16 protein-coding genes and 2 pseudogenes are annotated in these 18,473 nt (G+C 55.5%); 10 read left to right on the top strand and 8 right to left on the bottom strand.

Annotated features, from left to right (window positions below; genetic code table 11):
• Window positions 1-394: 394 nt before the first annotated feature.
• A pseudogene (locus tag WNY61_RS20070) lies at window positions 395-577 on the top strand (integrase core domain-containing protein); the annotation flags it as partial.
• Here WNY61_RS20070 and WNY61_RS20065 read toward each other — a convergent pair.
• Window positions 564-677: a transposase gene (locus tag WNY61_RS20065; protein WP_342853212.1), complete on the bottom strand. Its 114-nt coding sequence runs from the start codon at window positions 675-677 to the stop codon at window positions 564-566. The pseudogene WNY61_RS20070 and the gene WNY61_RS20065 sit on opposite strands and share 14 nt — an antisense overlap.
• Before the next feature lie 146 nt (window positions 678-823).
• On the bottom strand, window positions 824-1,306 hold the full coding sequence (locus WNY61_RS20060) for an IS110 family transposase (protein WP_342853211.1): 483 nt from the start codon (window positions 1,304-1,306) through the stop codon (window positions 824-826).
• Between the two features lie 192 nt (window positions 1,307-1,498).
• Between WNY61_RS20060 and WNY61_RS20055 the strand changes: the two genes are divergently transcribed.
• Window positions 1,499-1,825, top strand: coding sequence for a hypothetical protein (locus WNY61_RS20055; protein ID WP_342853210.1), 327 nt, complete (start codon window positions 1,499-1,501; stop codon window positions 1,823-1,825).
• A gap of 191 nt (window positions 1,826-2,016) precedes the next feature.
• Here the strand turns inward: WNY61_RS20055 and WNY61_RS20050 are convergent.
• A protein-coding gene (locus tag WNY61_RS20050) for an IS3 family transposase (protein WP_342853209.1) occupies window positions 2,017-3,146 on the bottom strand; the annotation gives its coding sequence in 2 pieces (ribosomal slippage) (window positions 2,017-2,873 and window positions 2,873-3,146; 1,131 coding nt in all).
• Between the two features lie 388 nt (window positions 3,147-3,534).
• On the opposite strand from WNY61_RS20050, the gene WNY61_RS20045 reads away from it, so the two are divergent.
• Window positions 3,535-4,797 (top strand): polysaccharide biosynthesis/export family protein, encoded by a 1,263-nt coding sequence (locus WNY61_RS20045; RefSeq protein ID WP_342853208.1) that lies wholly within the window; start codon window positions 3,535-3,537, stop codon window positions 4,795-4,797.
• 72 nt (window positions 4,798-4,869) lie between these two features.
• Here WNY61_RS20045 and WNY61_RS20040 read toward each other — a convergent pair whose 3' ends face one another.
• Genes WNY61_RS20040 through WNY61_RS20025 form a run of 4 tightly spaced genes read right to left on the bottom strand, consistent with a single transcriptional unit; the run spans window position 4,870 to window position 8,256 of the window.
• Window positions 4,870-6,033 carry a DegT/DnrJ/EryC1/StrS aminotransferase family protein gene (locus WNY61_RS20040; RefSeq protein WP_342853207.1) on the bottom strand — a complete coding sequence of 388 codons (1,164 nt, stop codon included), beginning with the start codon at window positions 6,031-6,033 and terminating at the stop codon, window positions 4,870-4,872.
• 11 nt (window positions 6,034-6,044) lie between these two features.
• Window positions 6,045-6,734, bottom strand: a complete 690-nt coding sequence (locus tag WNY61_RS20035) for a PIG-L deacetylase family protein (RefSeq protein WP_342853206.1) — start codon at window positions 6,732-6,734, stop codon at window positions 6,045-6,047.
• On the bottom strand, window positions 6,731-7,648 hold the full coding sequence (locus WNY61_RS20030) for a formyltransferase family protein (RefSeq protein WP_342853204.1): 918 nt from the start codon (window positions 7,646-7,648) through the stop codon (window positions 6,731-6,733). The genes WNY61_RS20035 and WNY61_RS20030 overlap by 4 nt, the downstream gene beginning before the upstream one ends.
• Complete coding sequence (locus WNY61_RS20025) at window positions 7,645-8,256, bottom strand: sugar transferase (RefSeq protein ID WP_342853203.1); 612 nt, start codon at window positions 8,254-8,256, stop codon at window positions 7,645-7,647. Before WNY61_RS20025 ends, WNY61_RS20030 begins: the two co-directional genes overlap by 4 nt.
• Before the next feature lie 164 nt (window positions 8,257-8,420).
• Between WNY61_RS20025 and WNY61_RS20020 the strand changes: the two genes are divergently transcribed.
• From WNY61_RS20020 to WNY61_RS19990, 7 genes are all read left to right on the top strand, one after another.
• Window positions 8,421-9,638 (top strand): glycosyltransferase, encoded by a 1,218-nt coding sequence (locus WNY61_RS20020; protein WP_342853202.1) that lies wholly within the window; start codon window positions 8,421-8,423, stop codon window positions 9,636-9,638.
• Window positions 9,635-11,572 carry a hypothetical protein gene (locus tag WNY61_RS20015; RefSeq protein WP_342853200.1) on the top strand — a complete coding sequence of 646 codons (1,938 nt, stop codon included), beginning with the start codon at window positions 9,635-9,637 and terminating at the stop codon, window positions 11,570-11,572. The genes WNY61_RS20020 and WNY61_RS20015 overlap by 4 nt, the downstream gene beginning before the upstream one ends.
• Before the next feature lie 445 nt (window positions 11,573-12,017).
• Window positions 12,018-12,980: a hypothetical protein gene (locus WNY61_RS20010; protein ID WP_342853199.1), complete on the top strand. Its 963-nt coding sequence runs from the start codon at window positions 12,018-12,020 to the stop codon at window positions 12,978-12,980.
• A complete protein-coding gene (locus tag WNY61_RS20005; RefSeq protein ID WP_342853198.1) occupies window positions 12,977-14,305 on the top strand; it encodes an oligosaccharide flippase family protein in 1,329 nt (442 codons plus the stop codon). Before WNY61_RS20010 ends, WNY61_RS20005 begins: the two co-directional genes overlap by 4 nt.
• On the top strand, window positions 14,302-15,567 hold the full coding sequence (locus WNY61_RS20000; RefSeq protein WP_342853197.1) for a hypothetical protein: 1,266 nt from the start codon (window positions 14,302-14,304) through the stop codon (window positions 15,565-15,567). Before WNY61_RS20005 ends, WNY61_RS20000 begins: the two co-directional genes overlap by 4 nt.
• A complete protein-coding gene (locus WNY61_RS19995) occupies window positions 15,567-16,787 on the top strand; it encodes a glycosyltransferase family 4 protein (RefSeq protein WP_342853196.1) in 1,221 nt (406 codons plus the stop codon). The genes WNY61_RS20000 and WNY61_RS19995 overlap by 1 nt, the downstream gene beginning before the upstream one ends.
• Window positions 16,784-17,734, top strand: coding sequence for a sulfotransferase (locus WNY61_RS19990; protein ID WP_342853195.1), 951 nt, complete (start codon window positions 16,784-16,786; stop codon window positions 17,732-17,734). Before WNY61_RS19995 ends, WNY61_RS19990 begins: the two co-directional genes overlap by 4 nt.
• 164 nt (window positions 17,735-17,898) lie before the next feature.
• On the opposite strand, the pseudogene WNY61_RS19985 reads toward WNY61_RS19990, so the two are convergent.
• A pseudogene (locus WNY61_RS19985) lies at window positions 17,899-18,395 on the bottom strand (ATP-binding protein); the annotation flags it as partial.
• Window positions 18,396-18,473: the final 78 nt, after the last annotated feature.

The following is an 18,473-nucleotide window of genomic DNA, read 5'->3' as shown; positions in this document are numbered from 1 at the left end:
GGACCTTGCCATGTCGGTTGGGAGGGGCATCCTTGGCTAGATATCTATGTCGATGGGAGCACCCGAAACGCTGAAGTGGCCGACCGCTGCATGGAAAATCTTACGGACCTTCAAACCGTGTTCGCAAACCCAAGAAGAGGGTACCGCGTCTCAGCGGGACCTATCGTGGAAACCGGGTGTAAAACTTTCTAAACGCCGCAAATATGTGCCGGGTGACCTCACAGTAAGGCATGACATCTCCAGCCCAAGAGGCGCGTTAAGCCGACTTAGAAGCTCACAGCACGATCAGAATGGCCCGGTCCCCCCACATTACCTGTCGGTGCTCTAGCATGAATTGCGTCGAGGGATCACAGTTTACACCCCTGCTTGGACCGACCGCCTGCGCCGGTCGGGCATCCGCATCTCAATGGATGGCAAGGGCCGCTACCCCGACAACATCTTTATCGAGCGTCTATGGCGACCCCTGAAATACGAGTGCGTGCACCTGCACGCTTGGGAGACCGGGTTTCAAGCTCGATCGGAAGTCGCGAAATGGATGGCGTTTTACAATCACCGCCGCCCGCTCAGAGCCTTGGCGGCCGACCAGCAAGATCGCGCCCTTTGGCAAAGCTGCTGCCGGTTCCAACGGCGGCCACAAGGGCGCTGGCAATCGTTGGGCCGACGCCAGGGATTTCCATCAAGCGCTGCATGTCGGCATCTGCCCTGATCTCGGTGTCGATCGCTTCGACCCGGTCGTTGATCGTGGCCAGCTCCGACATCATGTCTGACAACATCGACAGGATACGGTGCGAAAGATCAGCGGTGCCTGTTGCAACCAATCTGACTAGCTCTTTATGGAAGACGTGCGGCCTGCTCCGACCCGAATGCCGCGCTCCATAAGAAAGCCCCGGCCTTGATTGATAAGGCGTGTCCTTTCGGTCACCAGCCGCTCGCGGGCTCGGTGCAGAGCCTGAAGATCAAGCTGCTCTTCCGATTTGATCGCGACGAATGACATTGTCGGGCGCGTCGCGGCCTCGGCGATCGCCTCCGCATCACGGTCATCATTTTTGTGAACCTTGACGTAAGGCCGGACATAAAGCGGCGACATGAGCCGAGGCTCATGTCCGTGTTGAAGGCAAAAACGACCAATGTGATGCGCGCCGCCGCAAGCCTCCATCGCAACAATGCAGGGTTCCAAACCTTCCAGAAAGTCCAGCAACCGGTGCCGTTGAAGGCGCTTGCGGTACACGACCGCGCCTGTTGCGTCCAATCCCGCAAGGCTACAAACGGTATTGCCCAGATCAATGCCTAATACTTCGATACCCATCAGAATGCTCCTCTCTCTCCACCTATGCCCGCAACAATAGCTGCGGTTTGGCGGGAAGGCAGTTCATCCCATTAGGTCAGATGCTCTAACCTTCAAACTGGACCACGCGATGGGTGAAACGCCGCCACATCCTTGCTCCCAAAGCACTCTTAGCCTAACGTAACGTTGTGCCCTCAAGAAAAGAGGCCTGCGATGATGGTCAAGAAAATCAAGAATTTTTACTCCCAAGATCTCCGGATTGATATTGTGCCTGCATCCATGCTGGCTGCTTTAGGTCCGCAGAACGAAACGTATTGCGCCACAGCCGCGCGTGGTTGCTTCGTGGTCTCTGTTGCCCAAGGGGACGTCCATGAAGGCGTCTATGTCTTACTGACGGAACAGGCGTTCGACGGACTTTTAGAGGCGCGGGAATTTTTTGAAACTTTGTGTTCCGAGCACCCAACAGCGACATATTTTGACTTCGTCACTCATCCTACGGGACTCGAAGCCGTTCCCGAAAAGCAAGAAACGCGCCTGTAAGTTTTTTAAGAAACGATTGAAAATCGTGGTCGATGTTACGCTCTATTGCTCAGCCTAACCTGGTGGTTAATGCCGTCGGTACATCTTATTTACAGATCTTAACCAAGCACTCCGGTGCCGTGTTGTAGCCTGAAGTGGTCCTGCTTTTTAGGACAGGTTTGCGGCTCAGCTAAGATGTGATCTGGTTGGTTTCATGCGGCCTTCTGCGTCCGTTCTGTTGTGAAGAATGCGTCGTCGGGTGATCGTTTGTCGAGAGCGGTGTGAGGCCGCTCGATGTTGTAGAAGCTGATCCAATCTTTGATAACGCGTTTGGCTTGGAACCCGTCCTGCAATTCATGCAAGTATACGGCCTCCTGTTTAAGGGATCGCCACAGCCGTTCGATGAAGATGTTGTCGAGATAACGGCCACGCCCATCCATCGATATTTTGATGTCAGCGTCAGTCAAAGTGGTGATCCAGGCTGAACCTGTGAACTGCGATCCTTGATCGGTATTCATTATTTCGGGTCTACCATATCCGGCGATGGCTTCTTTCAAGGCTTCGACACAGAAGCTGGCATCCAACGTGTTCGATAGCCGCCACGCCAGCACCTTGCGCGTCGCCCAGTCCATGATCGCCACCAGATATAAGAAGCCACGTCGCACGGGGATGTAGGTAATGTCACTGCACCAAACATGATTGGATCGCGTGATCGGTAGCTTTCTCAGCAGGTAGGGATAAATGCGATGCTGTGGGTGCTTCTTGCTGGTGTTCGGGCCTTTGTAGATGGCCTGTAGCCCCATGATACCCATCAAGCGGCGCACACGATGCCGACCTGCATGGAGCCCGTTTCTGGGCAAGTAGGCTGCGATCTGGCGGCTGCCAAAAAACGGGTATTTGGTGAACACCCGATCAATCTCGTTCATCAATTCCAGCGTCTCAGCCTTCACACCGACCGGCGTATAATAAAGCGACGACCGGCTAATCTTCAGCAACTTGCACTGCTTGGTCAGGCTCAGGTCTGTGCGTTCAGCGTTGATCAGCGCCTTGCGTTCGGTCGGGCTCATCGCTTTAGCCCTTGTGACAAAAAATCGTTTTCGACCGCCAGCTTTCCGATCTTGGCGTGAAGCTCATTTACCTCAGCTTCGTTATCTTCGGCCCGCCGGACCTTATCGGAAAATACCCTGGTCAGCCCATCAATGGCCTGTCGCTTCCACGTCGTCACCTGCGTTGGATGAACCTTGTGCTTCGCTGCAATCTCTTGCGCGGTCTTGTCACCACGTAGCGCCTCGAGTGCCACAGTAGCTTTGAACTTGTCTGAAAAACTGCGTCTCTTCGTCATTTGTGTATCCTGTCTTCAAGGTTGGATACATCTTAGCACGCTGTCCAGTTTTGCCGGACCACTTCAGACTGAATATCTCACGCACAGTGGGTCAGTGTTGCGTGTGGTTTTGATGTTCGTATTTCTAGTATTGCGACGCCACCTGCCACCCAACCCATGTCTCAGAATGACTTCATACAGGTTCAAGATCTGCTGGCCGATCTGAGAGGCGACGCTATTTTCTCAGTTGGCCCGATTCTGCTTGGCATAACAACTGGCAGACGCAAGGAAACTGAGATTCTGTTGATTATTGTTCTCGGACTAGCTAGCTTACACATGGCAGTCCGTAAGGAGTGAGTGGCATATTAATGTTTGAGGGGTAAAAACTTATGCCCACCAGGAAACGAACTTGAACAGTCTTTGTAATTCTCCCCTCCGATGGTTCGACGCGCTACTCGTAGCCCTTCGGAGGATAGTTTGGTGCGCATCATTTTACGGCCTGGTTGTTACTCAATCATCAGCCGAAGTCATGCCTTACCGGCTGCATCCGGGCGATGAACTTTCTCTAAGTTATCTCGGATTAGAACCGGCTCCTCATGTCGCGACGATAGGTTCGAGCGGAGAAGTTGGTTTCCCCTATATTGGCACCTTCTACGCAGCTGGCCTTACGCTCGGCGACCTGGAACGAAAGATCAAACAAGCCGCAGTCGGAGTCGAGGTCCCCAACCTTCCCGGCAGAACCCCACCATTTGCCGTTTTGCACTCCGATAACCTCTTCCTTGAGATTTCTCGATTTCGCCCGATAACGATAATCGGTCAAGTCGCTCAGTCTGGCGCCATCGAGTTTGCTCCGGGAATGAGCGTGCGTGGAGCAATCGGAGCTGGTGGCGGTGTTGAAATCTTTCAAGGAGGACCTTCTCCAGCGCTAGAGGTACCTGCACAGCTACATGCAGCGTTAGAGCTACGCAAACTTCTTCAAGCTGCGTTCTTGAAAAACAATATCCTTCTGACACCCCCAACATCTTTGGAAGATATTCCCGAAGATGATATGGCTGCATTATTTGAACTTCTTGGTGATGAAGGCGCTTCTGCGGCAATCGAGGAAATTCGTCTTGCCATTAGTGAGCGCACACTTGGCAATAAGGCACTTAACGCGCGTATCGAGCTGGTCAATCAACGCATAGAGAGGCTCCGCGCCGCGTTTGAAAACTACTCGACTGCATCGGTCGCTGAAGAAGAACGTTTGGCGCGCTATCTAGATCTGATGGATAGAGGCCTGGCAACTGCAGATGCAATCAACAACGTCAGGTTGGCGGCCTTATCCGCCTCAACGCGGCTTCTGACGATAGAGAGCGATATTTTTGGCACGCAATCTGAGCGGGAACGCCTCCTTGCGGAAATTGAGCGCGCCAAGAACGAGTATAGCAGTGACCTGCTTTCGCAAAATCAGGATCTCGTTCGCGAGCTATCGCAGATTGGAGGACGTATTGAAGGCCTTCAAGCAGTGCTCCTTGGAAGCGGCGGTTCACTTTCGCAACAGATAAACACATCAGTCGAGGTTTTTATCTACCGCGGCCCGGGAAATGCTGAAAAGGGGCGACTCGCCGCCATGAATGAGACGGTACAGCCGGGCGACATCATAGAAGTGAAAGTTACCGTGGGTGGCGGTTAGTCGACGCATGGATCATAAGCTTCGGTCCTACTTTATCGCGCCTCAGAACTCGGTCAGAGCGAAACGCGGCGATCAACGGACGGCTTGTCGAGCGATTGCCTTGAGTGTGCCAGTGAGAGCGGCGATCCCGTCATCCGTCTGCGCCGGGTCCACAAGAAAGGCGAGGCTAGTTTCGCCGAGTTCCTTCGCAACCGGGAGCCGAGCGGATGGACCCACACCCTGATCCTTAAACACACGCTCGCGATAAATCTCAGGGCAGCTTCCGGTCAGCGCCGGAAATCCCGCAGCCCGCAGTTCATTAAGTATACGGTCACGGCTCCACCCGTGGCTCAATGCCTCGGGTCTTAAAAATGAATAGAAACGGTAATAGGCATGGGTGATCCCATGCCTTGGCATAGGCACGCGGAATAGTGGGTTTTCAGCGAGTGCGTCGGCTATTATAAGCGCGTTCCGCTGCCGAATGCTTTGCCACTCCGGCAACCGGCCGATTTGAATTAGCCCCAACGCGGCCTGTATGCCTGTCATCCGCAGATTGGTGCCTGGCGGGCCATCGTGCAGCCATCGGAAGCCTGGCACCTCCGCCGGCGCCATAAGACGGCTCCGGCTCTTGCCATGATCTTTAAAGCTCCAGGCACGGTCGAAGAGGGTATTGTTATTGGTGACCAGCAGGCCACCCTCCCCGCCTGTCGTCATGATCTTGTCTTGACAGAATGAAAAGGATCCAAAGGTGCCGAATCTGCCGACATGGTGCCCCATGATCTCTGCCCCATGGGCCTGCGCACAGTCTTCAATGACCCATAAATCATGGGCCTGCGCGAGATCCAGTATCTCTCCCATCTCGCAAGGCCAACCTGCGTGATGAACGGCCAAGATACCCCGCGTGCGTGGGCCGATCAGCGGTGCAATTGTGTCTGGCGTGATGTTTTGGCTGTCCCGGTCGACATCTGAGAAGACGGGTATGCCCCCGGCCAGCATAATGGATGACGCCGACACAACGAAGCTTCGTGGCGTCACGATAACCTCGTCACCGGGCGCGAGATCGAGCATGCGTAGCGCTGTGTCCAGCGTAACACTGCCGTTGGCCATCGCAATCGCGTGTTCGGCACCCACGAGCTTTGCGAAAGCCGTCTCGAATTCGCCGACCTCCGGACCCGTCCAGGCATTCACGCGGCCTGAACGTAGCACGCGCGTCACTGCCCCCACTTGTTCATCATCGAAGATTGGCCAGCTCGTCATCTAATTTGACCTCACAGTACTATGCGCACGGGCACGAAAGCTTCGCAGGCATTGCGGTGGACGGTTGCGCCGCGCACTGTCGCGAGCGCACGAAGGGTCTTTAGCGAGCGTTCATGTGGCGCTCGGCGAACCTGACTTTCATACAGTGCGAAAGCATCGAGCTTGGCTTCCAGAGTCTCTTCAATGTCGACGAAGATCGAGGGCAGGAACCCCGGAGTAAGCTGAGGCGCATTCCAGTTGGTTTCCGACAAAGTCTCATAGGCCATGATCACCCTAGGAAATGTGTCTTGGTGCGGCCGGCTTGCAACAAGACTTGAAGTGAAGCAGGCTTGATGGTCGAGGTGCATGTCGCCCAGATGCGGAATGAGCAATATTTCGGGCGCCAGCGACCGCACAATGCCCTCGATCCCCGCGTTTAGCTCCGCATGTGGCGTTTCCGAGAGACCGGCCGCCGGAAACCCGAGCCAATGGCACTTTGTCACACCGAGCCGGTCGTGCACACGTTTGGCCTCGGCTCGGACGCGTTGGGTCTGCGCGGCGTCAAATTGCGGTGGGGCTCCACTGGTGACTACACAGACATGCACCTCCCACCCCTCAGCCGCCAGCCGGGCCATCGTTCCACCGGCGCCCAGAACCTCATCGTCTGGATGCGGCGCGATGACCAGAGCATGGCCGGCACCCATACCGAAATTGAAACTCATTTTTGCTCTTTTCCGAGAAGCGTGTGCACACGAGGAAGTTTGTCGACGCCCTCCCAGGCGGTAATGTCGATACTACGGGAATCTCCGCAAGATACGGTGAAATTATTGCCATTGACGGCTTGAACTTGGCCCGGCAAGCCGATGAAGTAGTTCTCCCGCGGATGTGGTTCTGCGAGGATAAGAACTAACTTTGTGCCATCGTCGGCATAGGTGAAAGCGCCTGGATACGGCGGTCCGGCGGCGCGGATTAGCCTTTCGATCTCTTCCGCTGGCCTCGACCAGTCGATGCGCGCATTCTCAGGACGTCTACGGGCACAAACGCTTGCTAGACTATCATCCTGCGGATCTGCAGGGATGTCACCTTCAGCAATCCGAGCAACCAACGGCGGCAGCATTTCGGCAAGCGCCGTGATTTGCTTTTCATAAAGGCTCGCTGCGGTTTCGCAATCAGGATTCACCGAAATCCGTCGCTGACTTGCGATCGGACCGGTATCAGCCCCGTCCCCCAGCCAAAACAGGGTCGCGCCGGTTTCCTTAACCCCCATAATGATCGTCCAAGGGATCACGCCACGCCCGCGAAGGCGTGGTAGTGCAGACGGATGGAAGCCAAGACTGCCTATTCGGGGGATATTGCGAAGAGCAGGACCACATAGCTGCGACCACCCGATCACTAGTAAAAGGTCCGGTTGCAGCTCTGCAATGTGGCCTAGCGTGTCTGCCGCTTCAGATTTCGAGGTACGGTGGAGTGACAACCCATAAGCCTTACAAATCGGCTCCAGATCTGCAAAGTCAGAGTGCCGATGTGACAGGTCAAGCGGCAAGGTGACAACGAGACGTGGTGCGTAACCTGAGCTACATAGAGCCTCAAGCGCCCTTGCCGAGCCCTCAACCGCACCAATAAAAACCGTTCTCACGATGTCTGGCTCCCCGAGGTTTGTTCTACTAATATGATATACTTCGCTGCTACCAGACGTTCTGGCCTGCGCCGTTCGCCGAGCAATGCAACCGATACCGTTTCAGCCAAGATACGAAAATCAAGTGCGGCTGATCGGTTTGCGACATACCACAGATCGAGCTGCAGCTTTTCGTCATTGCTAAGACGCGTGTTTCCACTTACCTGCGACCAGCCGGTGATACCCGGCCGCACCTTGCACCGCTGCTCGCCTTTCACACCGAAAGCCTCAACCGTGTGGCGAAGCAAAGGCCGAGGGCCGACGAGCGCCAAGTCTCCGCGCAATACGGCGATCAATTGTGGCAATTCATCCAACCGCAGACGGCGTAGCAAATCAGTCGCGGGTGTGACCCGTTCAACATCAAGTAGCAGTGGTCCGTCGTCGGGTTGCTTGTGCATAGTGCGAAGCTTCACGACCCGTAAACAACGCCCACTTTTGCCCGTGCGCTTCTGAACAAAAAACACTGGCGATCCAAGCTTGATTACCACTACTGCGCTCGCGAAGAGAAATAAGGGTAGCAGAATAATTGAAAGGATAAACGCTATCGCGAACTCTGTTTTGCGGCTCATACTATTAACACCTGTATAGACAGGTCTGCCGCGCTACCTGGAAAAACGCCGTCGTACATCGAAGAAATCTCCTCGAAACCAGTAGTTGGACTAACAATATCGCTTAGGTGCACCTATCCAAGTATATATTGCCACGGAATGACACTTAAGGCAACCATTGGCTCATGAGGGTAATTCACATCATTACGAGTACCGATGTCGGCGGCGCACAAATCATGCTGTCGCGCTACCTTCGTGCCTTAGGTTCTTCGCGGAAGTCTCACTCAGTGATCGCGCTCATGGCACAGGGTCCGATTTCGAAGGAATTTTTAAGCGCCGGTATCCCGGTGCATCATTTTGGGCTGTCACCAGGCGCGAAGTCATGGCGCGCAATGCTTGATCTTCGACACAAGCTGGCGACTGAGTCTCCCGACGTTATTTTTGGTTGGATGTATCACGGATGTTTAGCCGCTCTCATCGGTAGGGTTGGCCTGCGCAGCACCGCGTTGGTCTGGGGTATCCACCATTCGCTAGCAGACATTAAGGCCGAGAAGGCCTCGACACGGATGGTGATCCGAATGATGGCCGCACTCTCGCATCGGGTCGACGGAATCTCTTACTGCTCCTCCACGTCCCGCACACAACATGAAGCGATTGGCTATGCGAGAGACCGAGCGCGTGTCATCCCAAATGCGGTCAACGCAGCCGTTTTCCGACCAGACCACGGTGCGCGGGCCCGGCTGACCGAACTCTGCGGCATTTCAAAAAGCAGCCAAATCATTGGCACTGTCGCACGGAACCACCCGATGAAAGACCACGTGGCGATGGTGCGAACGATCGCTAAATTGCGGGCCAACGGGCGTGACGTACATGGCGTGCTGATGGGAACAGGACAAGCCAACGGACCGGCCCAAGCGGAGGCAACTGTTCTCGGGATCGCCGATAATATAAGTTGCTTGGAAACTCGGGCCGATGTAGCCGCGCTTGTGCCAGCTTTCGACGCCTTTCTTCTTTCGTCAGCCTGGGGCGAGGCATTTCCGCTAGCCGTTGCAGAGGCGATGGCAGCGGGTGTACCCTGCATCGTGACTGATGTCGGCGACTGCGCCGAACTCGTTGGACCGACAGGCGCCGTAGTGCCCCCCCGGGACTTAGCGGCTATGGCACGCGCACTATCTGGTATCCTCGATCTCACACCTTCCGAGCGGACCGCCTCAGGGCTGGCGGGGCGGGCGCGGGTCGCAGAGCGGTTTTCATTTGATCCTTATATTGCCGCGCATGAAACCTTCTACGCCAACGCGCTGGATAATCGCAGGCGCGCCTGCGTTCCAGCAATGCCGACCGCGGCGGCAGATCCCAATGGACAAAAGACTGAACGTACGGAACGGCCGGAGGCGGGCAGATGACCGCGACAGGAAATCTTGGCGCGCTAGAAGTATACGACACCCAAATTTCGCAGGAGCGGATGGGACTGGAAGGGCTGCTGTTGGTTCTCCGCCGCCAAGCCCGGATAGCCGTCCTTATGATCGCAACCATAATGGGCGCCGCGGCCTTCTATCTGCAATCGGTCGAAGAACTCTATGTGACCCGCGCAACGATCGTTCTCACGCCCTCGGAGACCCGCATAAGCCGGACGGCAGCTCAGCTGGAGACTTTTGACGTCTCGCGCTCCATCGTTGAGACCGAACTCGACGTCCTTCGCTCTCGCCAGTTCGCCGCCGCTTTGGCGGAGCAACCTTCGTTGGCAACACGTTTCATCTTCGTGCCCGCACCTGACGCCCCAGCAATGTCAGCGACCGAGTTGAGAGCTCGAACCATAGATCGGTTGCTGGCGAGCTATTCTGTCTTTCGCTCAGGTGAAAGCCTCGCAATCGAAATTGTGGCAGAGACGCCGGATCCCGAACTAACCGCCGCTATCGCAAACGGCGTCGCGCAAACCTACATTGCGCGATCCGAACGCTCCCAGCATGCAGAAATCCAACAATCTATCGCCTTCCTAGAAACCCGCGCCACGGGAATGTCAGCCAAGTTAAGCGAAATGGAACTGGAGTTCGCGGATTACGTGCGAGCCAATGGCCTCGATGATGCCGATCGTCTTGACAGGCTCTTGTGGGAGGAGATGCGCTTGTCCGCAATCGTCGATGCGCTCGAAGGGGAAGCGGGGCAGGAAGCGGATTTAGTTCAGAATAAAGCCGCACTTGTGGAGATTGGACGGCGTTTGCGCGAACATACAGCAGCCACGCTCACGCTCGGCAGAATGGAACGAGCTTTGAAACTAGAGCAAGCCCGCTACCAAAATGCTGCCGAGCGACTGAACGAATTGGAAACGCAGCTTGATTTCGTGCCGCGGTCCGCACGACATGTAACAGTCGCGCGGGTCCCTGTCGAACCAGCATGGCCCAATCATGCAGTAGCGCTCGCACTTTGTTTCGTGGCTGCGGCAATCCTTGCCTTCGTAACCGCCCTTCTCACTGAGTCGCTCAGTCGGAGGGTTTGGACGGAAGCCGACGTACTGAGGATTATCGGGTTGCGGAACTACGGTACGGTGCCGCGCATCCCACGCCGAGGTATCCGGTTACGTCGACCGCCACCTCTTGAATACCTTTCGATTGATCCGAAATCATTTTACAATGAGGCACTTCGGGGCATTCTGACCCTCTTGTTGAAGAAACACGCTACCAAAGAAGCGAAAGTCTTGATGATCACGTCAAGCCTTCCGGATGAGGGTAAGTCCGAGGGTGCATTATCCATAGCCGGCTCTGCGGCGCGGGATGGATTGCGGGTTCTGATTCTGGATCTTGACGTCCATCAAGAAAGCGCTTTGACGCTCGCTTGCGCAGGAGCTAAAATCTTGTCGCCTAAGAACCTAGCCGAGCAATTCGACAAAGCGAAAGCGTGTGGGGGCCCCACGGAGGTGCCATCATCGGGGTCCGGGGATAGAGGATTCGCGTTCGACATATCCGCTAAACTGGCCGACGGGCTTGACTTTATCAGCGTTGGAGCGCGGGAACGTCTGAATTTCCAAGTGCTTCATGACGTTGAAACAAATCTTATGCCGGAGTTGCGCAGACATTACGATCTAATCTTATTCAATGTGCCGCCGGCGCTCGTTTTTAACGATGCTTGTCGTTTCGGGACCTTGGCCGACGCGGTGCTGATCGTTGTGAAGTGGGGTCAGTCGCAGGCCGACGAATTACGTGAGACGCATGATCGGCTTAAGCGGAGCGGCTCTAACATTACTGGAACCGTCTTTAGCGGTGTCGACCCTCGCGAACAGCGCCGGTATCGGACTGGCGCTTATCTTGGAGGTGCTGCCTATGCGAAATATCGACTTTCCTAGGCTCAAACGAAGCTTTCGGACAAGCGCCCTCGCATTGGTCGTCTCGGGCTTGCCGTGTGTGTGGCCAGCGCTAGGCCAGGAGTTGGCCTTTCCCGGAGCAGATGGGTACGGAGCGATTGCAAGTGGATGGAGAGGAGGCGACGTAGTCCGCGTCACCAATCTTGCCGGGGACGGACTTGGTACCCTGCGTGACTGTGCTGAGAACGGTGATACGCCAAGGATATGTGTCTTCGCCGTTTCCGGCACGATCGTTGTGGATCGACCCATACGGGTCGGTTCCAACCTCTATATAGCTGGTCAAACCGCCCCGGGTGACGGAATCCAGGTCCGCTTGGAAGGGCCCCGCCACGGCATCTTGGTCCTTGAAGACAGTCATGACGTGATTTTGCGGTTCATCAGGCTACGGCCGGGTCCCAGTTTCGAGCCGTCACCGACTGTCGATGCCTTGACAGTCGAAGACTCTGAACGTCTTTACTTTGGCAATCTCTCGATGGCTTTTGCGACGGACGAAACCTTCAATATCCACGTCTCGGGCGGTCGTTCGACAGATATCACTCTCGCCGACAGTTTACTGGCCCTCAGTCTCGACAAAGCTAACCATCCCGATGGACGTCATTCTAAAGGAGCACTCATCTGCTCAACGGAGGGCGCCAGATTCGAATGCGGACGCATAAGCCTGCTGCGCAATCTATTTGCGCATCACCGCGACAGAAACCCCGATATCAAGGCAACATCTATCGGTCCAGTCGAGGTGATCAACAACGTTTTCTATAACCCAATCAGCCAGTTCGGTGAAATATACGACCTCGCCGGTGACGTATCACTTATTTATGCCGGAAACATTGTGATGCCGGGCCCAAGTACTATTAATAACGTTCCAGAGGGCTTGCAGGTGTTCGATTGGACAGAGGCATCGATCGAAATTGCCGCTTGGGGCAATATAATGCCCTCTCGCGACGGATGCGTCAATGGGCGAAGCGCGCTGCTGCTGGATCCTGCTGCTCAAAGAGCGATGACTGCAACATCCGCTGACACAATGGCCACCGTAATCCCAGCACGAGAAGCATATGCTCACGTCATGATTAGCGCTGGTGACACTATTTCCGGCCTTAGGGTGCATGATTCACTCGATCGACTTGTTATCGACAGCGTCTTTGCTTGTACGGGCAAAGTTATCGACTCGGTCGATCAAGTCGGCGGCTGGCCCCTGCTTGCCGAGTCGGCTTTGATCGCGGACAGTGATGGCGACGGGCTACCCGACGATTGGGAAGATGTGCGCACGGGTGTCGACTCGAACATTCCCGATGACGTGTGGGCCGTGGACTCAGCCACCGGCCTTCCGCATGTTGAAACATGGCTTGCAACTCTAGCGGGAGACATCCCCGATAGCACAGTGGCCGCCCGATGATCCTTCAGCTCTTTAGTTCCAAAAAAGACAAAAGAATCATGGCGCGGATCCTAAGAAATGTCAGCTGGGTCTTTTCTTCTCAGGTGGTAACGAGCCTTTGCGGTCTAATTTCTATGGCTGCAGCTGCGCGGGCCCTCGGAGCGGAAAACTTAGCCATTGTGGCTCTAGTTGAGGCCTATATGCGCTTGGCTGCTCTATTCGTTCACCTCGAACCTTGGCAGGCCGTCATGCGGTTCGGTAGCGAAGCTTTAGAGCGGGGAGACAAGCGACGTTTCCGCACGTTGATTGGTTTCTCGACAGTGGTCGATGTGGTCCTAGGGCTTATGGCTGCAATTCTTGCCTTTGGGTTGGCCGGATTAGTTGCCCCATGGCTTAATCTGGAAAAACATCTAGCGCTGCTTCAAATCGCGTCCTTGGCACTCGCTGTGTCACTCCGACCAACCGGGATTGCCATGTTGCGACTGTTTGACTGTTTCGACAAACTGGCAAAGCTTGATGCAGTCACGGCCATAGTTCGGGCACTCTCGTCGGTTCTCGTGGCAGTCTTCGGTGGCGGACCGGAAGCGTTCGTCATGATTATCGTCATCTTCTCCGTCTCCGATGGAGCGCTTGCCTATATTTTGGGTCGTCGTATGATGGCCATTCAATTGGCCCCCGACTGTGCCGACAACCCGCTGCAGGCTATTCGCGACAATCCGGGCCTGCTAAGGGTATTCGTCAACAGCAACTCAGCAGTGTTGCTACGTCAAACGACGCAACGGCTCGATGTAATCATACTAGCCACCATAGTATCGCCTACGGCCGTCGGTTTTTATCATGTTGCAAAACGCAGCGCCTTAGCGGGCTTGCGCCTAGGCCGACCGCTCGCGCAAGCCATTTACCCCGAACTCGCACGTTTTGCCGCGTCAAGTGATGAAGGACGCTTAACCCGCTTTACCTTTGGTTTGTCTGGCGCGTTTTTCGTTTTGCTCGTCGTGGTTGTGACCCCTGTCCTAATTTGGATCGAGCCACTTATCGTATTCGTCTTCACAGACACCTACCGCGGGGCCGCGTTGGTGGTCGGGATACAGATTTGTGCCTCCGCAGTTCTCCTGGTTGGGGTGACGGTTGTCCCCACCCTACTAAGCATAGACCGCGATGTTTCGCTTGTTGTGCTGCGCCTCTCGGTGACGGTCCTGTTCTTTGCAGCTTTTTGGCCGATGACCCTTCAGTTCGGCGCTGCAGGCGCAGCGGCAACACATCTCTTGAGCAACTTGGTCTGGCTTGTCGCTGCCGGTTTCATTTTGCGCGCAGCGTTAGCGTGCCAGGTCACGAGAGCGACATGACGATACAGTCGCCGCCCTTTCTATCGCCCGCGCCACGGGCTGTGCGGTTTCGCCAACGTCCGGCCCCGGTACTCAGTAAACTCGACTCGAAACTCGCGGCCTTGACGGTCTTTCTTTCGCCGATGAATTTTTTCCGACTCGATGTAGTCTACTTGACACTCGCCGATGCGGCTGCCTGCGCAACTCTCTTAGTCATGCTTTTGAAGGGCAACGTGCCCCGCGCGCCTTTGGGAATGGTGACACCAATTTGGCTCACAGGAGTATTGTTGCTTGCCGCGGGTCTTACTATCGGATCGGTCGTGAATGGCAATCTGCTATCTTTGGTTGTAATTCTATTACAGTACTTTTTTTCTCTGATCGCCCTCGTCTATGTGCTCGCGGGGCGAGAGTACCGAGAGACCGTGGCACTACTGAAAGTTTTGGTTTTTTCAATCGCCGTTGTGATGGCCTTCGGGGCCTATGTTGTACACTACGTACCAGATCCAGATTTGCGGCTCGTGTCAGCCAGTGGTAGATTGCGCTCTCTTGTCGAACGCGAGAATGCCACTGCAGCACTCGGTTCCATTGCGATCGTTCTTTTGCTGAACCTCACGCTTGACGGAAAGTTCCGCCGCATTACGGCAGCTTTGATTATACCAGTCTTACTATACGGGGTCATCCTCACAGGATCCAACACTGGGCTTATTCTGACAGTCTTTGGTGCCACGGTCACAGCACTATTCAGCAATTCGGCCCGTGTCACTATCGGCTTCATCTTAGCTGGAGTTACGGCGGTGATTGTCGCAAAATTTGCTGGCGACATTATTCTGCCCGAGATCTTCCAAGAGCGCGTTCTGACCGCTCTCACCACACGTGACTTGAGCCAGGCCGGTACTTTTGAAGACCGATACCTTCTGATCCTAGAGGCCTTGGAAATAGCCCGAGATACGTTGGGTGTGGGGCTGGGAGCGGATCAATACCGCACAATCAGCGCGTATGGTGCGCCCGTGCATAACTCCTACCTACTGTTGCTGACAGAGGGTAGCTTAATTTCCCTTTTGGGCCTTGTGTTGCTGTTGCTGAGTGGCGTTACACTCGCTTGGGCCGCCATAGTTGAGGCTGACGCACGGACCGAAGGATTAATCGCATTAATAGTCTGTCTGATTTATGCTGTAATGCTAAGTTCCTTCACACATTTTTATGCGCGCTTCTGGAACGTTCCACTAGTCCTAGCCCTGGCCTTGGCCGCTGCCAGTCATAAAACGAAATCGAGAAACCGCTAATGGTCACTGATGGACGGATCCGGGTGTTGTTCCCTTACGCCGACGGGGAAACGATTGGTGGCAGCCACACTTCGTCCCTCATGCTAGCCGCTCAACTTGACCGTAGCGCATTCTCGCCGATCGTTCTGCTGCATGGCATACAAGGCGCGCTAGGCCGCCACGTGGAGGAGCTCGCGCTGCAGACTATCAAACTGGAGTTCCCTCCCGTACTCGCTGGTCGTCTCAAGCGCACTGCAGACCATGCTTCGTTTACCAAATATCTACTGCGCACTGTGCCGTCGCTGGTGCGGCTGCTTCGGCGTGAGCAAATAGACATCGTCCACACAAATGATGGTGGCATGCATGCAAGCTGGGCGCTTCCAACAAAGATGGCAGGGGCTCACTTTGTTTGGCATCACCGGCAGGCACCGGATGCCCGAGGCATAAATTTCATTGCACCGGCTTTCGCAGACCGAATCCTCTCGGTTTCGGAGTTTTCGCGTCCGTTGCACCCCATTTTACCCGTTTCGAACCGGTTTGAAGTCGTCAGAAGCCCATTTAACCTGTCACCCGATTCTCCCGACCGCGATGCGGCGCGAAGCGCTCTTCTGACCGAGATTGGCGCGCCCCCGAAAGCCGCATTGATCGGGTATTTTGGCGCTTTGACCCTACGCAAAAGGCCCAATCATTTCATTCGGGTTGTACACGAGCTCCGTGCCGCGATGCCCGGCCACCCTGTTCATGGCGTCGTATTCGGGACCGAGCCGGTCACCGGGCTGGGGGTCGAGGCGCAATGCCAAAATCTAATCGAAGAACTTGAGCTAGCAGGGCATCTGCACTTGATGGGCCACCGGACACCGATAGAGCCCTATATGGCGGCTGTGGACGTTCTGGCTGTCACAGCATTGGACGAGCCCTTTGGCCGCACATTGATCGAAGCAATGCACGTCGGCACGCCGGTGGTGGCAACGCGCCACGGTGGCAACCCTGAGGCAATCGTGGGCGGGCACAGCGGTTTTCTGGTCGACCCCTTCGATCCTGCGGCATTTGTCCCCGCGATTCAGCAACTTCTGGGCGATGCCGAAACGCGTCGCCGGATCACATCGGCAGCGGCGCGTTTTGCAGGTGCACTTACAATTAACGCGCATGTTGCACAGGTTTCAGCCATTTACCTGAATCTGGTAGGCGGCATTAATATCACACATGAAAAGCCCGCGAATCCTCACGGAGGCATGCCATGATCGAAACTCGCACGAGCTCGGCCGAACTTTATGGCACAGGCAACGTTCCAGTTCTTTATGTCGGAGGCTACGGCCGTAGCGGTTCGACGGTAGTCGATATCGCGCTTGCACAATTTCCTGGCATCTTTGGCACAGGAGAGATTGGGAATTTGCCCCGCCATGTCTGGCTGAATGACGAATACTGCGCATGTGGGGACCGTGTCCACGCCTGCCCGCTTTGGTCGCTGATTGTGGCGCGATGGTTAGAACGGGAACCACCCGGAACGATGGAGCATTACCGTCGTCTTTGCGAGAGTTTCGAGGCTATTCGTAATCCGCGACAAATGCTCGGCGCTATGTTTTGGACCAGTGGTTTCCAAAACTATGCACGCCTTACGAAAAGCCTGTTCACCGTTATCCTGCAAACGACCGGCTGCCGTGTCATCGTCGATTCCTCCAAATCTCCGATCAGAGCCCTTCAACTGTCCCGCATCCCCGGGATAGATTTGTCGTTGATCCACCTGATGCGAGACGGACGCGGCGTCGCATGGTCAATGATGAAAACCCATGAGGTTAACCCGAGCATTGGTGTGCAACGACCTGTTGGCGGCGCACCAGCCATACGCACCGCGCATCGGTGGATGGCTTTCAATTTATTGACAGAATTTGCAGCCTCCCAGGTTGGCGCGCAACGATCAATCCGATTGCGCTATGAGGATTTCACAGTCGATCCCGTGGCTGCGCTGCATCCGGTTCTAGCTATGGTCGGAGCGGCCCAGGCGGCCTCCGATCCCACAAATCTGGCCGAGATTGTTCCGGGGCACCAGGTTGCTGGCAGCCGCATCCGGATGGGGGGACCACTTCACATTTCGCGCGATACTTCTTGGGAGATAAACATGCCGGAAGAGGATCGCCGAAAAGTGCAGCGCCGGGCGGGCTGGATGCTACGACGCTACGGATATCTTTAAATGGTTGCTGCGATTGCCAAGATTGACATTAGTCATGTCCCAGTGTGCCGTCCCGAAATTCGATAATGTTCTACAGCAAGAGGTGTATGCATGTAGATTTCCACGCGGAAGTGAGCCGGATTTTCCACTGAGAAGTGAGCCACCTTTAGATTATGTTTTGTGTGTCAGGCTTTGGTCAATACATGATTGTCTTCCCTTTTCTTCTGCGCCGCGGCGGCTGAACTGGCCTTGAAGCGGAAGCTGTCGTTGCCAGTTTCCAGAATGTGGCAGCGGTGGGTCAGGCGGTCGAGGAGCGCGGTCGTCATTTTGGGATCACCGAAGACCGTGGCCCATTCGCTGAAGCTCAGGTTCGTGGTGATGACAACGCTGGTGCGTTCGTAAAGTTTGCTGAGCAGATGGAAGAGTAACGCGCCGCCTGATGCGCTGAACGACAGGTAGCCGAGTTCGTCCAGGATCACGAGATCAAGACGGACAAGGCTTTCGGCGAGATGCCCAGCTTTGCCTTTGGCTTCTCCTGTTCGAGCGTGTTAACGAGCTCAATTGTTGAGAAGAAGCGGACCTTGCGGCGATGATGTTCGACGGCCTGCACGCCGAGGGCGGTGGCAATATGGGTTTTTCCAGTGCCGGGGCCGCCGATCAGGACAACGTTCTGCGCGCCGTCCTGGACGGGCCCCTGTTTCACCGGACACCTAAGCGGTTTCGGTTTTGGCCTTGATGAACTCGCGAGGCGAGCGCCATC

Source organism: Sulfitobacter sp. AS92 (genome assembly GCF_038900015.1).
Lineage (GTDB): Bacteria > Pseudomonadota > Alphaproteobacteria > Rhodobacterales > Rhodobacteraceae > Sulfitobacter.
This window is presented reverse-complemented; position numbering and strand designations above follow the sequence as displayed.